The organism is Neisseria sp. HMSC070H10 (assembly GCF_001837635.1).
Lineage (GTDB): Bacteria > Pseudomonadota > Gammaproteobacteria > Burkholderiales > Neisseriaceae > Neisseria > Neisseria subflava_A.
In genome coordinates this window covers 24,927-39,822 of the sequence record NZ_KV833380.1, presented here as the reverse complement: position 1 = coordinate 39,822, position 14,896 = coordinate 24,927, and the positions used below count along the sequence as shown (strand labels likewise).

13 protein-coding genes are annotated in these 14,896 nt (G+C 47.7%); 8 read left to right on the top strand and 5 right to left on the bottom strand.

Going from position 1 to position 14,896, the window contains the following annotated elements:
• The 8 genes from HMPREF2606_RS07755 to HMPREF2606_RS07720 form a co-directional block, all read left to right on the top strand.
• Positions 1-497, top strand: a 497-nt coding sequence (locus HMPREF2606_RS07755) for a porin (RefSeq protein ID WP_210400407.1), incomplete at its 5' end; no start/stop codon positions are given.
• A gap of 413 nt (positions 498-910) precedes the next feature.
• Entirely contained in the window at positions 911-3,256 is a 2,346-nt protein-coding gene (locus tag HMPREF2606_RS07750) for a NosR/NirI family protein (RefSeq protein WP_210400406.1), read from the top strand.
• A 109-nt stretch (positions 3,257-3,365) separates the two neighbouring features.
• Positions 3,366-5,333 (top strand): TAT-dependent nitrous-oxide reductase, encoded by a 1,968-nt coding sequence (gene nosZ, locus HMPREF2606_RS07745; protein WP_070583437.1) that lies wholly within the window; start codon positions 3,366-3,368, stop codon positions 5,331-5,333.
• 192 nt (positions 5,334-5,525) lie between these two features.
• Positions 5,526-6,893 carry a nitrous oxide reductase family maturation protein NosD gene (locus tag HMPREF2606_RS07740; protein WP_070711905.1) on the top strand — a complete coding sequence of 456 codons (1,368 nt, stop codon included), beginning with the start codon at positions 5,526-5,528 and terminating at the stop codon, positions 6,891-6,893.
• Between the two features lie 59 nt (positions 6,894-6,952).
• Positions 6,953-7,846 (top strand): ABC transporter ATP-binding protein, encoded by an 894-nt coding sequence (locus HMPREF2606_RS07735; RefSeq protein WP_003684436.1) that lies wholly within the window; start codon positions 6,953-6,955, stop codon positions 7,844-7,846.
• Entirely contained in the window at positions 7,843-8,673 is an 831-nt protein-coding gene (locus tag HMPREF2606_RS07730) for an ABC transporter permease (RefSeq protein ID WP_070583442.1), read from the top strand. Before HMPREF2606_RS07735 ends, HMPREF2606_RS07730 begins: the two co-directional genes overlap by 4 nt.
• Positions 8,670-9,164: a nitrous oxide reductase accessory protein NosL gene (locus HMPREF2606_RS07725; RefSeq protein WP_070589555.1), complete on the top strand. Its 495-nt coding sequence runs from the start codon at positions 8,670-8,672 to the stop codon at positions 9,162-9,164. Before HMPREF2606_RS07730 ends, HMPREF2606_RS07725 begins: the two co-directional genes overlap by 4 nt.
• Before the next feature lie 118 nt (positions 9,165-9,282).
• The gene (locus HMPREF2606_RS07720) at positions 9,283-10,302 is read left to right on the top strand and encodes an FAD:protein FMN transferase (protein WP_070711907.1); all 1,020 of its coding nucleotides are present in this window, start codon (positions 9,283-9,285) and stop codon (positions 10,300-10,302) included.
• 594 nt (positions 10,303-10,896) lie between these two features.
• Here HMPREF2606_RS07720 and HMPREF2606_RS07715 read toward each other — a convergent pair.
• The 5 genes from HMPREF2606_RS07715 to ybeY all read right to left on the bottom strand — a co-directional run bounded on the left by HMPREF2606_RS07715 (position 10,897) and on the right by ybeY (position 14,787).
• The gene (locus HMPREF2606_RS07715; RefSeq protein ID WP_070711910.1) at positions 10,897-11,808 is read right to left on the bottom strand and encodes a MetQ/NlpA family ABC transporter substrate-binding protein; all 912 of its coding nucleotides are present in this window, start codon (positions 11,806-11,808) and stop codon (positions 10,897-10,899) included.
• 197 nt (positions 11,809-12,005) lie between these two features.
• Positions 12,006-12,692: a methionine ABC transporter permease gene (locus tag HMPREF2606_RS07710; RefSeq protein ID WP_070711912.1), complete on the bottom strand. Its 687-nt coding sequence runs from the start codon at positions 12,690-12,692 to the stop codon at positions 12,006-12,008.
• 1 nt (position 12,693) lies between these two features.
• Entirely contained in the window at positions 12,694-13,431 is a 738-nt protein-coding gene (locus HMPREF2606_RS07705) for a methionine ABC transporter ATP-binding protein (protein ID WP_070711913.1), read from the bottom strand.
• The gene (locus HMPREF2606_RS07700) at positions 13,428-14,270 is read right to left on the bottom strand and encodes an HlyC/CorC family transporter (RefSeq protein WP_070843481.1); all 843 of its coding nucleotides are present in this window, start codon (positions 14,268-14,270) and stop codon (positions 13,428-13,430) included. Before HMPREF2606_RS07700 ends, HMPREF2606_RS07705 begins: the two co-directional genes overlap by 4 nt.
• Before the next feature lies 1 nt (position 14,271).
• Entirely contained in the window at positions 14,272-14,787 is a 516-nt protein-coding gene (gene ybeY, locus HMPREF2606_RS07695) for an rRNA maturation RNase YbeY (RefSeq protein ID WP_070583455.1), read from the bottom strand.
• Between the last annotated feature and the right edge of the window lie 109 nt (positions 14,788-14,896).

Below are 14,896 nucleotides of genomic sequence, written 5' to 3'. Positions count from 1 at the left end.
TGAACTACGAAAACTCTGGCTTCTTCGGTCGCTACGCTGGTTCTTATGCTAAACGTGCTGACTTGACTTCTGGTTACCTGGATGCGTTCAACAGCAACACTACTTTGACTGCTGGTACTTATAAAGATCACCAAGCTCACCGTCTGACTGCTGGTTACGATGCTAACAACCTGATGGTTGCTGTTGTAGGTCAATACGAAGGCTTCAAAGCTGACGTAGCTGGTGCTAAGAAAAACGAACGTACTGAAGTTGGTGCAACTGCTGCTTACCGCTTCGGCAACGTAACTCCTCGTGTTTCTTACGCTCACGGCTTCAAAGCTAAAGAAGAAGGCGTGAAACAAGAGAACAGCGCTTACAACCAAGTTATCGTTGGTGCTGACTACGACTTCTCTAAACGCACTTCTGCCCTGTTGTCTGCCGGCTGGTTGAAAGAAGGCAAAGGCGATGCTAAATACGAGAAAACTGCTGGTACTGTTGGCCTGCGTCACAAATTCTAATCTGATTTAAGATTAGTCTGAAAAAGAGCCTGTTTTATACAGGCTCTTTTTGTTTTCGTAGGGAGTGTATTTTGTTATTGCAGGAGCAGATTAAAGTATTTTCGATATTTTTTCAGACGGCCTATGGGAATCTAAACCGGGTTATATTCTATTAAATATATGCCAAACAAAATTTTGGAAATTGTTTTGAGTATTATTATAAATAAGTTAACAATATAAAGATGGTTATTGAATTAAGTTGATTTTCCTATATTTCATGTCTACTAATAAAAGATTTATTTTTATAGTTCTAAAGTATTATTAGCATGTAGAATTTGGTTTTAAGATTTGTAAATTTGATTTTAATCAAATTATTGCTGATAGATGATTCATATAATATAAGTGTTTAGAGTATCGATATATCGGGAATAACCATGTCCTGTCTTGAAATGAAGTGCTTAAGTGGCATTTGGAAACGAATCCTTGTGCTGTTTGCTGTGTTTTCTATGATGATAGTAAGCCTGCCTGCTTACGCGGAGCGCTTGCCTGATTTTTTGGCAAAAGTTCAGCCTTCTGAAATTTTTCCTGGTGCTGATCGCTACGGCAAACCGGAAGGTAAGCCTTTGGTTGCTCGTGTATATAAAGGCGAAGAGCAGCTTGGCTTAGTTTATATCACGACTGATGTGGTCAATACGCGCGGTTATTCGAGTAAGCCGATTGATACGATGATTGCATTGGCGAATGATGGCACTATTGCGGGAGCAAAATTGGTTGAACATCATGAACCAATTATGCTGATTGGTATTCCGCAATCCCGAGTCGACAAATTCATTGATAAATATATTGGCTTAAATTTCATTAAAAATCCTCCGCAGCCTGGCGTGGCTCCTGCTGATATCATCAGTGGTGCGACTGTAACGTTAATGGTGATTAACGACAGTATTCAGCGTTCTGTCAAATCGGTTATTCATCAATATCATTTGGGTACAGATAAAGCGGCTCAAGCAGGTGCTGCTGCTTCTGGTGAGCAGGCTGCAAATGAGCCTGCGGTTCAAACTCGCCCTCGTCGTGCTGTGAATCCTGATAAACAAGACATCCAGTCTTGGAATGCACTGTTAGAACAAAAAGCTGTTGGTCATCTGCATATTTCTGTTGACGATATCAACAAACTGTTTGAAAAAGGCGGTAAAGCTGGTGTTGCTGAGCATGCAGAGCAGGGTGATGGTAACGATACATTCGTTGATTTATATGTTGCTTTGGTCAGCCAACCTTCTATCGGTAAAAGCCTTTTAGGTGAGGCCGGTTGGAATAATCTGCAAAAACGTTTGCAACCAGGTCAACAGGCGATTATGGTTGCCGGTGAAGGCCGATACTCTTGGAAGGGCTCAGGCTATGTGCGTGGCGGTATCTTCGACCGTATCGAAATGATTCAGGGCGATACCAGCTTCCGTTTTACTGATGCACAACATGAGCGTGTAGTTGCTTTGGCAGCGGAAGGTGCACCTGCATTTAAAGAGGTCTCTTGGTTTACCATCCCGGAAGGTGTGGAATTTGATGCTGCTGAGCCATGGCGTTTACAACTGATGATTCAACGTGTGTTGAGCGTTAACGATAAAGCTTTTGTGAATGCAGATTTGGATTACGAATTGCCAAAAGGCTACTATGTCGATGATCCAAAAGCACCACCTGTTGAAATCAGCGCGCCGGTTGAGCAAGTTGCGGCTGTAGCTTCAGCTCCTGAAAGTACGGGTATTGCCGAAGATGCGACTGCCGGTGATGATGGTGTTTCCAACCAACTTTGGAAACAGGTTTGGAAAGCCAAACAAGGTCAAATTATTGTTGTCGGTATTGCTTTGACAATTCTCCTGTTGGTATTCCTGTTCCAAGACTGGATTGTACGTTACGAAAAATGGTATGACCGTTTCCGCCTCTGCTTCCTGACATTTACCTTAGTTTATATTGGTTGGTATGCGCAAGCTCAATTATCAGTTGTCAATACGCTCACCTTATTCTCCGCGGTTTTGACTGAGTTTCACTGGGAATTCTTCCTGATGGATCCGCTGGTGTTCATTCTGTGGCTCTTTACAGCAGCGACCATGCTGTTGTGGAATAGAGGTACGTTCTGTGGTTGGCTGTGTCCTTTCGGTTCATTGCAGGAGTTGACCAATCGTGTTGCTAAAAAATTGGGCGTAAAACAAATTACTGTGCCACATTTATTGCATACGCGCCTGACAGCCATTAAATATGTTATCTTCTTCGGTTTGCTGGCTATTTCCCTGTACGATTTGGGCACTGCTGAAAAATTTGCAGAAGTTGAACCTTTCAAAACCGCAATTATTCTGAAGTTTATGCGCGAATGGTGGTTTGTATTGTTTGCTGCAGCTTTGTTGATTGCCGGTTTGTTTATCGAACGTTTCTTCTGTCGTTATCTGTGTCCTTTGGGTGCGGGTATCGCATTGCCGGGTCGCTTCCGTGTGTTTGACTGGCTGCGCCGCTATAAAATGTGTGGCAACCCTTGTCAGATTTGTACACATGAATGTCCGGTACAGGCTATTGCACCAGAAGGCGATATCCATCCGAACGAATGTATCCAATGTCTGCATTGCCAGGTAATGTATCACCACGATACGCGTTGTCCTCAAGTAGTGGCAACGAATAAGAAAAAACAAAAACAAGCGGCGGCAAAATCTGAGCAGCATGATGCGGCAGCAACGCAAAATGCCCAAGAACAAGTTGTTCGGTTTGTTAAAAAAGAATCAGCAATTAGTGTTGATAAGTAGTTATTTATAAAATAAAAGAGGGCTGTATCGGCAGCCCGACTTAGAAATTTTTTCATCGGCAGGCCGTCTGAAAAAAATCGGCCGCCGGATTTTATCCAAGGAGTGTCGTATGTCAGACGAAAAATTAGAACAAAACGGCTTAAGCCGTCGTTCATTCTTAGGTACTGCCGCTGCTTCCGGTGCAGGTATTGCCGGTGCCGGTTTGTTGGGCTTGGCCGGTTGCTCTAACGGTGAGGGTGATAAAGCTGCTGCTTCTGGCGCAGCTCCTGCTGAAAAAGCAGCTGCTCATTCTGCCGAGCCGGGCAAAATGACTTCCGAAGTGGGTCCAGGTGAACTTGACCAATACTACGGTTTCCTGTCAGGCGGTCAATCAGGCGAAATGCGCTTGATCGGTTTGCCATCTATGCGCGAACTGATGCGTATCCCAGTATTCAATATGGACAGCGCTACCGGTTGGGGTCGTACCAACGAGAGCCTGAGCGTTTTGAACGGAAATATTACGCCGGAAACCCGTAAATTCCTGCAAGATAGCGGTCTTCGTTGCTACCCTAACGGCGACTTGCACCACCCGCACTTGTCTTTCACCGACCAAACTTACGATGGCCGTTATGCTTACGCCAACGATAAAGCAAACACCCGTGTTTGCCGCGTCCGCTTGGATGTAATGAAAACCGATAAAATCATCGATATTCCTAATGCTTCAGGTATCCACGGTCTACGTCCGCAACGTTATCCGAAAACCGGTTACGTTTTTGCCAACGGCGAACACATTGTTCCAGTTGACGGCGTAGGTAAATGGGATGATGCGAAAACTTGGAATGCCGTTTATACCGCAATTGACGGCGAAACCATGGAAATCGCATGGCAAGTTTTGGTAGACGGTAACTTGGACAACGGCGATGCCGACTACCAAGGTAAATACTCTTTCTCTACCTGCTATAACTCTGAACGCGCTCTGACTGTACAAGGTGCTTCTTCCAACGAGCAAGACTGGTGTGTGGTATTTAACCTAGCCGCTATCGAAGAAGGCATCAAAAAAGGCGACTTCAAAGAAGTTAACGGCGTGAAAATGTTGGACGGCCGTGCAGAAGCCAACTCTCCATACACCCGTTACATCCCTGTGCCTAACTCTCCTCACGGCTGTAACGCAAGCCCTGACGGCAAATACATCATGCTCAACGGTAAACTGTCTCCAACCGTTACCGTATTGGATGTCAGCAAACTGGACGATTTGTTTGCAGGCAAAATCAAAGAGCGCGATGTTGTCGTAGCCGAGCCTCAACTGGGTCTTGGCCCATTACACACTGCATTTGACGGTCGCGGCAATGCCTATACTACATTGTTTATCGACAGCCAAATGGTGAAATGGAACATCGACGATGCGATTAAAGCCTACAAAGGCGAGAAAATCGATCCGATCAAACAAAAACTTGACGTTCATTATCAACCTGGCCACAACCACACTACCATGGGCGAAACCAAAGAAGCCGACGGTAAATGGTTGGTGTCTTTGAACAAATTCTCCAAAGACCGCTTCCTGAACGCAGGTCCTCTGAAACCTGAGTGTGACCAATTGATCGACATCTCCGGCGATGAAATGCGTCTGGTTCATGACAACCCGACTTTTGCAGAGCCACATGACTTCTGTCTGGTTTCTGCTTCCAAAGTGAATCCAAGCAAAACTTGGGACCGCAAAGACCCATGGTTCTGGAAAGATGCTTTGGAACAAGCGCAAAAAGATGGCGTTGAGCTGGAAAAAGCCGCTAAAGTCGTACGCGAAGGCAACAAAGTACGCGTGTACATGACTGCCGTTGCGCCTGCATTCAGTATCCCTCAATTTGAAGTGAACCAAGGCGACGAAGTGACCGTATACGTAACCAACGTTGAGACCATTGAGGACTTGACTCACGGCTTCACTTTGGAAGGCTACGGTATCGCTATGGAGATTGGCCCGCAAGCAACATCTTCTGTAACCTTCAAAGCAGTTCGTCCAGGCGTACACTGGTACTACTGCCAATGGTTCTGCCACGCATTGCACATGGAAATGTCAGGCCAAATGATTGTTAAACCAAAATAATTTTGGTTTGATGATTTAATCCTTTAGGCCGTCTGAAAAGACATTCTTTCAGACGGCCTTTATAGCAAAGCTGTTTGTCAGCAGATATTGCAATGAGATATAAGCTATCATCAGACAGCTTCGCTATAACATCAAAATACCTGTTTCTGCATATGTTTATTGTGTAGAAAACAGGCCGTCTGAAATTGAGATATGATTATGACGCATACACCATCCCATCGTTCCAAATGGCAACGTGCCGCATTCGTATTGCTGTTGGGCAGTATGGTTCAGACGGCCTTTGCCGTAGTCATCAACGTATCCGCACAAGACAATCTCAATGATGCTTTAGCGCGCGCCCAAGCCGGCGATACGCTCAAGCTTGCCTCCGGTACATACAAGACCAAACTCTATATCGACAAACCGATTACCATTGAAGGCCCGGCCGACCGCTCCGCCAAGATTGTTGGCGACAGGAGCGGGCGTACCATTGCCGTTCATGCGCCTGACGTGACTCTGCGCAATCTGACAGTTTCCAATTCAGGCTTGAGCCTGCCGGCCATGGATGCAGGGATTTACCTCGAGGAAACGGCTCCGCGTGCATTGGTTGAACACAATAATGTCTTGGACAACTCTGTCGGCGTGTACATCCATGGCGCGGCAGAATCGATGGTGCGCGAAAATAAGATTGTCGGAGAAGCCACATTGCGCGTGAATGAGCGCGGTAATGGCGTAACAGTTTGGAATGCGCCGGGTGCGCAAGTGGTCGATAACGATATTTCCAAAGGCCGTGACGGTATTTTTTCAAATACCAGTACCCATAATACCTACAAAGGCAACCGTTTTAGCGACTTACGCTTTGCCGTCCATTATATGTACACCAATGACAGCGAAGTCAGCAACAATATCTCCGTCGGCAACAACATGGGTTATGTGCTGATGTTTTCCGAACGCCTGAAAGTGTATGGCAACATTGCCGTTGGCAGCCGCGACCAAGGCATTATGCTCAACTACGTCAATTATTCCGAAATTCACGATAATGTGATCAACAAGGCAGGCAAATGCGTGTTTGCCTACAATGCCAACTACAATAAAATTTTCGACAACCATTTTGAAAACTGTCAAATCGGTATTCACTTTACCGCGGCCATTGAAGGCACAAGCCTGTCCAATAATTCGTTTATCAACAACGAAAGCCAAGTCAAATACGTCAGCACCCGTTTCCTTGATTGGGGAGAGGGCGGCCGAGGCAATTATTGGAGCGACAACAGCACATTCGACCTTGATGGCGATGGTTTTGGCGACAATGCCTATCGACCGAACGGTATTATCGACCAAATTATTTGGCGCGCCCCCGTGTCCCGTCTGTTGATGAACAGTCCTGCTGTCAGCATTGTCAAATGGGCGCAATCGCAGTTCCCCGCTATTTTGCCGGGCGGCGTCATCGACAGTAAGCCATTGATGAAACCGATCAGCAACAAAACAAGCACCAAATACGAAGCCATGAAGGATGAGCTGTTGCACGAAGCCAGTACGCGCCAATCCGATTGGAGCGATGCCGAAAACGGATCTTTGAATTAAACATGTTTTCAGACGGCCTTTTGAATGAGGCCGTCTGAAACAGCACAAAGGAATTATTCATGACCAACCACGTCGAATTAAGAAACGTGACCAAACAATTCGGCAGTCAAAAAGCCGTCAACCAAGTCGATTTAGTCCTCAAAGCAGGCGAAAGCGTCGGCATGGCAGGGCATAACGGTGCAGGCAAATCCACCATCATGAAGCTGATACTCGGCCTGATTACACCGACCGAAGGCGAAGTCATGTTGCTGGGCGAGCGTACCGGCAGCAAGGCAGGCGCACTGCTTCGCAGCCAAATCGGTTACCTGCCTGAAACCGTCGCGCTTCATCCTTCATTGACCGGCATTGAAACCATGGATTTCTATGCCAAGCTGAAAAAACAGCCCTTGAGTAAAAACCGTGAGTTGTTGGAACGCGTCGGCATTTCTCAAGCGGCACGCCGCCGTGTCGGCACTTACTCCAAAGGTATGCGCCAGCGTCTCGCTTTGGCACAAGCCTTGTTGGGCGAGCCTAAAGTCTTATTGTTTGACGAACCGACCACAGGCCTTGACCCGGCTTCACGCCAAATGTTTTACGAAGTCGTGCGCGAGCTGAATGGACGCGGTGCAACCGTATTGCTCAGCACGCACGCGCTTGCAGAACTCGATGGCCACGCCGACCGCATTATCGTCATGAAAAACGGTGTGAAAGTTGCCGATGGCAGCATGGATGAGTTGCATGTTCAAAGTGGTTTGCCGTTGACCGTCAATGTCCGTTTGAAAGAAGCGCGTCCGTTGAGCGAGCGTTGGCAGCCGCTTTCAGACGGCCTGTCGTATAAAGCGCAATGTAAAGCCGAAGAGCGTATGGGACTTTTGAGCGAATTGGGTGATTTGGGCAACCTTGCCTATATCGATATCCATACCCCGACACTTGACGATATGTACGCACAATTCTTAAAAAGGGAAGACGTATGAACCCCGTTTGGATTATTACCGGCAAAGAAGTCCGCGACAGCCTGCGCAACCGTTGGGTACTCGCTGCCGCGCTCCTGCTTGCCGCGCTTGCCCTGTCATTGGGTTTCCTGGGCAGCTCGCCCACCGGTACTGTCAAAGTCGATCCGTTGACCGTTACCGTTGTCAGCCTCTCCAGCCTATCGATTTTCCTGATTCCGCTGATTGCGATGTTGCTCTCTTATGATGCATTGATTGGCGAAATCGAACGCGGTACGATGGCACTGTTGTTGAGCTATCCGATTTCGCGTAACCAAATCCTTGCCGGCAAATTTATCGGCCATCTCATCATCCTTGCCCTTGCCACCACGGCAGGCTACGGATTGGCCGGCATTACCCTCCAGCTTGCCAACGGCGGCTTTGACCTTACCGCATGGAAACCTTTCGCCCTTCTGATTGTTGCTAGTGTGATTCTTGGCGCAGCCTTTTTGTCTATGGGATATTTGATCAGCGCGAAAGTCAAAGAACGCGGTACTGCCGCCGGTATCGCCATCGGCGTATGGCTGTTTTTTGTGGTGATTTTCGATATGGCGCTTTTGGGTGTTTTGGTTGCCGATACCGAACAAGTCATTACCGCGCCTGTCGTAGAAACCATTCTCTTGTTCAATCCTTCCGACATTTACCGTCTGCTCAACCTGACCGGTTATGAAAACACCGCGATGTACGCAGGTATGGCCGGTTTGAGCGATCAAATCAGCCTGACTATGCCGGTTTTGCTGACGGCGCAGGTATTATGGGTTATCATTCCTTTGGTCTTAGCCGCCTGGATTTTCGGAAAGAGACAAATATGAGAAAAATATTATTTACAGCATTCACCATCCTTGCTTTATCTGCTTGTAGCAAAGAGGAAAATACTCCTCCGCCTACGCCCCAACAAATCAGCGACAGCGCAGTCGGTCATTACTGCAGCATGAATTTGACCGAACACAACGGCCCTAAAGCGCAAATCTTCTTGAACGGCAAACCTGACAAACCGGTTTGGTTTTCCACCATCAAGCAGATGTTCGGCTATACCAAGCTGCCCGAAGAACCTAAAGGCATTCATGCCATCTATGTTACCGATATGGGCAAAGTCAAAGATTGGGAAAAACCCAATGCCGACGCCGAATGGATAGATGCGAAAAAAGCCTATTACGTCATCGAAAGCAGCTTTATCGGCGGCATGGGTGCGGAAGACGCGCTTCCGTTTGCCGACAAGGCTCAGGCTGAAAAATTCGCCAAAGAAAAAGGCGGCAGAGTAGTCGGTTTTGCAGAGATGCCAGACGAATACATTTTCAAATAAAACAATCAATAAAAGGCCGTCTGAAACAGTTTCAGACGGCCTTTGTGTTGGAAGCTGTCGATTGATGATTTGATGAATGCGGCTTTCAATGTAAAGATAAAAATCCAAGGAATACTCCATGTCCACCCCTTTAACGCGCCGCCGTTTCTTTGCCATCGCCGCCACACTTGTCGCCGGTGCCGGCATTCCCTTTGCCATTAGCCGCAAAACCAATCAGCCGACTCATTCGGCCAGCCTGAATCAAGAAGAGCAGCCAGTTATTTGGAGAGGCATTGCGTTGGGTTCGGGTGCGGAGTTGCGTTTGTTCGGCGTTGAGCGCAAGCAGGCGGAAATACTGGTCAACAAAGTATTGGCGGAAGTCTCACGATTGGAAAAAATCTTCAGCCTGTATCGGGACGACAGCCTGATCAGCCGTTTAAACCGAGAAGGCCGTCTGAAAAATCCGCCATCCGATTTTTTGCAGCTACTCAGCATCAGTCGAGATATTCATCAGCTGACACAGGGTGCATTTGATCCCAGCATTCAGCCATTGTGGAATCTGTATGCCGACCACTTCAGGCGAAACCCCAAAACCGAAACACCGCCATCCGAACGCAGTATCAAAGACACGCTCAAATTAGTGGATTTCAACAAAGTCGATTTTGATACCAAAGAAATCCGTTTTGCCCAAAAAGGCATGGGCTTGTCGCTCAACGGCATTGCGCAGGGCTATATCACTGATAAAGTAGTCGAGTTATTAAAGCAGCAAGGCGTTACCCAGGCATTGATTGATATGGGGGAGATTTACGGCTTTGATAATGCCAACCAGCGCGAGTGGAATGTCAGCATCCGCAATCCTGACCAAGAAGACCAAATCCTGACCACCATTGCCATGAAAAATCAAGCGTTTGCCACATCGGGCGGCTATGGCACGGTAATGGACGAGGCAGGCAAATTTACCCATCTGTTTGACCCGCGCACAGGCGGAAGCCAGCCGCGCTATAAAAGCATGAGCGTTATGGCGGAAAGTGCGGCAGTTGCCGATGCTTTTTCTACCGCATTTTCTATTATGGATGAAGCGGCCATCCGAGCAGCGGCCCAAGTTAAAAAGGCACAGGTTTGGCTGGTGATGCCGAATAATGAATTGAAGAAGATTTGAGATTGAGAAAAAGAATGGTTTTGCCAGTTGGTTTGAATATATGAATAAGGGAAAGTCTAAGATATTGAAATAATGAAATATAAAAAAAGAAGGGCTGCCCAAGGGGGCAACCCTGAAACTCTTGCAGCTGGGAGTAATTAGCAAGAGATTACGACACTTAAAACAAAAATTCACTCATTTCAAAGCATGAAGCTTTAATATCTAAGCAATACGGTTTCAACCGCTCAAACCCCTTCGATACGGAAAAACACAACATACATGGGAAAATCCGACAAAGTGGTTGCAAGCAATTCAGATGAACGGTCTGTAATTCAGATAACCGGATGTCTTTGGATGAACGGTATAATATCAGGATAAACGGAACATTACCAGTGAATATTATAAAAAATTAGAATAATTCATTTAGTGATTGATTTTATTGAATAAAAACATGAATTTTTATTGAACTTTTTTACAACATATTGATTTGGTTTTAAAAAGGGAATTACGTAAGTATTTGGCGTTAATCAAAAAACTTGTTTTGAGCTTTGAGAAGAGATAATCAATAGAAAAAGGCCGTCTGAATGTTCAGACGGCCTTTTTTCAAAAAGTTACTTATTTGGTTGCAGAAGCAGTAGAAGCAGCTTCGGCTTGAGCACCTGCAGCTGCGTTTTCACCCCATGCAGCAGGATATTTGTAACCGGCAAAGCGTTTTTTTGAGTAGGCTTTGAATTCGTCAGAGTTGTAGGCTTCGGTTACATCTTTCAGCCATTGGCTGTCTTTGTCGGCAGTGCGGACGGCAGACCAGTTAACGTAGGCGAAGCTTGGCTCTTGGAACAGGGCTTCAGTCAGTTTCATGCCGCTGCTCATGGCGTAGTTGCCGTTAACGATGGCAAAGTCAACGTCGGCACGGCTGCGTGGCAGTTGGGCGGCTTCAAGTTCTACGATTTGGATGTTTTTTGGATTTTCGGCAATATCGTTTTTAGAAGCAGTCAGCGGGTCAACGTCGGCTTTCAGTTTAATCCAGCCCAATTCGTTCAACATAACCAATGCACGGGCAAAGTTAGATGGGTCATTAGGTGCAGAAACGCTGACACCGTCTTTCACTTCGTCCAAAGATTTCAATTTGCCAGGGTACAGACCCAAAGGTGCGGTCGGTACTTGGAAGGCTTCAACGATGTCCAGTTTGTGTTCTTTTTTGAAGTCATCCAGATAAGGTTTGTGTTGGAAGATGTTGATGTCCAATTCGCCTTCAGCCAAAGCAAGGTTGGGGCGCACATAGTCGGTGAACTCGATCAGTTTGACTTTATAGCCTTTTTTCTCCAAAGCCGGTTGGATTTGGTCTTTAACCATATCGCCGAAGTCGCCGACGGTTGTACCGAAGACGATTTCTTTTTTCTCTGCGCCGTTGTCGGCAGAAGAAGCGGCAGAGGCAGCAGGCGCGCTGTCTTTTTGACCGCCGCAGGCAGCCAGTACGATGGCCAGCGCAGCGGCTGAAAGGGTTTTGAAGAATGTGTTGATTTGCATATTTTGCTCCTGATGGATGATAAAACGGTTCCAGACGGCCTCAATCTGCCGCCGTTAAAAAAAGAGGGATTGTAAATCTATTTTGGAAATATGAGGACGTTTTTTGTAAATTTATTTGGAATATATATCCTAATATGTTCTAAACAGATAACAGACCGTCTGAAAAATAGTAAGTCCATTTCAGACGGCCTGTTTGCTTAACGCTTGTCCAATTTGCGTGCCAATCTGTTGCCGATACCTTGAATCAGGATAACGAGTAAAACCAGCATGGCGACGATGAAGATGATGACTTCCATTTGATAGCGGTAGTAGCCGTAACGGATGGCAAGGTCGCCCAAGCCGCCGCCGCCAATCATACCTGCCGCCGCGCTGTACGACAGAAGGCCGATAGCCAGTACGGTAATGCTGGAAACCATACCTGCGCGCGCTTCATTCAAAAGCACTTTGCAGATGATGCTCATGGGGGAAGCACCCATTGCGGAGGCCGCTTCAATTACGCCTCTGGGTACTTCGCGCAGGTTTTGCTCGACCAGACGGGCGAAGTAGAACAAGCCGGATACGCTCAATACCAATGAGGCGGCAACCGGGCCGATGGTCGTGCCGATGATGGCGCGTGTAACAGGAATCATGGCAATCATCAGGATGACGAAAGGAAACGCGCGCATCAGGTTGACCAGGTTGTCCAAAAACAAATTCAGCTGTTTGTTGTAGTGCAACTGATGGCTTGATGTCACAAACAGCAATACGCCCAAAACCGTACCGAAGATAACGGCGAAAGTAGTCGATAAGCCGACCATAATAAAGGTTTCGCCCAAGGCTTGGATAATTTCGCCCTTCATGCTGACGATGGTCTCAACAGCACTTTCAAATGTTAAATCTGCCATATTAGTCCTCTCGAATCAGCTCTTGCCCGATTTCGGATTGGGCATGGATTTGGTTGCCGTGTACTTCAACGATTTCCAGCAGACGGCCTTTGTCCAAGAGGGCGGCACGGTCACACAGGCGGCGGATAACGCTCATTTCGTGGGTAACGATGACGATGGTTACGTTAAAACGTCGGTTGATGTCTTCCAAACACTTCAAAACGCTGCGCGTAGTGGCGGGGTCGAGGGCGGAAGTGGGTTCGTCGGCGAGGATGACTTGAGGTTGCGGCGCCAGTGCGCGGGCAATGCCGACACGTTGTTTTTGACCACCGGAAAGTTGGGACGGGTAATGGTTGGCACGGTCTTGCAAATCGACGATTTCCAAACATTCTTCAACACGCGCTTGGATTTTTTTAGACGGCCATTTGGCAATTTCTAAAGGAAAGGCGACGTTTTCGGCAACGGTACGGTTGCTCAATAGGTTGAACTGTTGGAACACCATGCCGATGTTTTGTCGGGCGTGGCGCAATTGCGTGGCGTTGAGCGCGGTCAGTTCTTGGCCGCACACGCTGACGGTACCTGTATCCGGACGTTCCAATAAGTTAATCAGACGCAACAAGGTGGATTTGCCTGCACCGGAGTAGCCCATCAGGCCAAAGATTTCACCCTGTTTGATTTCGAGGCTGGTCGGCTCGATGGCGACAAAGTCTTTTTTGTCACGTGTTTGATAGTGTTTGGAGACGTGATCCAGAATAATCATGGTTTATCCGTGTTTTCTTTAATTCGTGTGGCCATCAGGGTGTGCAGACGGCGGTTGTCGGCGCGTGCGACGGTAAATTGCAGGCTGCCGATGATGACTTTTTCGCCGCGTACGGGCAGGTGCCCCAATTCTTGAATGACCAGGCCACCGATGGTGTCGGCTTCTTCGCTGCTATATTCCGTGCCGAAAAAGGCGTTGATGTCTTCGATTTCGGTTGCGGCGTGGATGCGCCAGCGTTCGGAAGAAACGGCGTGGATATTGTCGGCGCTGTCGTCTTCGTCAAACTCGTCTTCGATGTCGCCGACGATTTGCTCGATGATGTCTTCAAAGGTTACCAGGCCGGATGTGCCGCCGTATTCGTCAATGACAATCGCCATGTGGTTGCGTTGCTCGCGGAACTCTTTTAAAAGGGAGGCCAGTGATTTGCCTTCGGGGACGAAAACGGCAGGGCGCAAGACGGATTTCAGATGGAACTGCTCGGGGTTGAACATATATTTGAGCAGGTCTTTGGCGTGCAAAATGCCCAAAACTTCGTCTTTGTCTTCGCCGATGACGGGGAAACGCGAATGGGCGGTTTCGATGATGTAGGCTGTGATGCGCTCGATGCTGTCGTTTTCTTTCAATACGTTCATGCGGCTGCGCGTAATCATGGCATCGCGCACTTCCAGCTCGGCAAAGTCCAATACTTTTTCCAGCCGGGTCAGTGTGTCGGCATCAAAAACTTCCTGCTCGTGCGCTTGGCGCAGCAGGGTCAATACGTCTTCGGCGGAATCGGGCTCGCCGGCAAGTCGGGAGATTAGGCGTTCGAAAAACTTGGGTTTCGACTGCGTACCGTCCATTTTAATATTCGTCCTCTTGGTAGGGGTTGGGGAAGCCTGCCGCCAGCATCAGGCGGATTTCTTCGGCTTCCATTATTTCGGCTTCATCGTCTTCGATGTGGTCGTAGCCCATCAGGTGTAAAGTACCGTGTATGGTCAGGTGGGCAAAATGCTGCTTGGGTGTTTTGCCTTGTTCGGCGGCTTCTTTTAAAACCACTTGCGGGCAAATTACTAAATCGCCATACAGGCCGTCTGAAAACTGGTCGGGCAGGATTTCACCTTCGTTGAGCGCAAAACTCAATACATTGGTGGCGTAATCTTTGCCGCGGTAGTCGCGGTTGTAGGCGCGGGCTTCTTCTTCGTCCAGAAGAATCAGGCTGATGTCAGCGCGGCGGTATTCGTTTTTCAAAGCAGACCACGCCCAGCGGTAAAAATCGCGTTCGCTCGGAAGGTTGGCGGCGGAAGAGGCGTTTTCAAAGTTCAGATGAAAACGTTGCCGCTGTAAGGATAAAAAAGGATATTGTTTGGCGCGTTTCATGTTGTCCGGAAAATTTGGTTTTTAGGCGTAAATATAACATATTCACCCCCATGCCGTCTGAAAAACCGCCCAAAATATGATAGACTTCATGCCGTTTTCCATCTTTCAG

What these genes read in the sequence shown, in the direction of transcription:
- HMPREF2606_RS07700 (WP_070843481.1), bottom strand. Translation starts at nt 14,270, where the DNA reads ATGGACGGTACGCAGTCGAAACCCAAGTTTTTCGAACGCCTAATCTCC.
- HMPREF2606_RS07710 (WP_070711912.1), bottom strand. Translation starts at nt 12,692, where the DNA reads ATGGCAGATTTAACATTTGAAAGTGCTGTTGAGACCATCGTCAGCATG.
- HMPREF2606_RS07740 (WP_070711905.1), top strand. Translation starts at nt 5,526, where the DNA reads ATGATTATGACGCATACACCATCCCATCGTTCCAAATGGCAACGTGCC.
- HMPREF2606_RS07720 (WP_070711907.1), top strand. Translation starts at nt 9,283, where the DNA reads ATGTCCACCCCTTTAACGCGCCGCCGTTTCTTTGCCATCGCCGCCACA.
- HMPREF2606_RS07705 (WP_070711913.1), bottom strand. Translation starts at nt 13,431, where the DNA reads ATGATTATTCTGGATCACGTCTCCAAACACTATCAAACACGTGACAAA.
- HMPREF2606_RS07735 (WP_003684436.1), top strand. Translation starts at nt 6,953, where the DNA reads ATGACCAACCACGTCGAATTAAGAAACGTGACCAAACAATTCGGCAGT.
- HMPREF2606_RS07750 (WP_210400406.1), top strand. Translation starts at nt 911, where the DNA reads ATGTCCTGTCTTGAAATGAAGTGCTTAAGTGGCATTTGGAAACGAATC.
- nosZ (WP_070583437.1), top strand. Translation starts at nt 3,366, where the DNA reads ATGTCAGACGAAAAATTAGAACAAAACGGCTTAAGCCGTCGTTCATTC.
- HMPREF2606_RS07730 (WP_070583442.1), top strand. Translation starts at nt 7,843, where the DNA reads ATGAACCCCGTTTGGATTATTACCGGCAAAGAAGTCCGCGACAGCCTG.
- HMPREF2606_RS07715 (WP_070711910.1), bottom strand. Translation starts at nt 11,808, where the DNA reads ATGCAAATCAACACATTCTTCAAAACCCTTTCAGCCGCTGCGCTGGCC.
- ybeY (WP_070583455.1), bottom strand. Translation starts at nt 14,787, where the DNA reads ATGAAACGCGCCAAACAATATCCTTTTTTATCCTTACAGCGGCAACGT.
- HMPREF2606_RS07725 (WP_070589555.1), top strand. Translation starts at nt 8,670, where the DNA reads ATGAGAAAAATATTATTTACAGCATTCACCATCCTTGCTTTATCTGCT.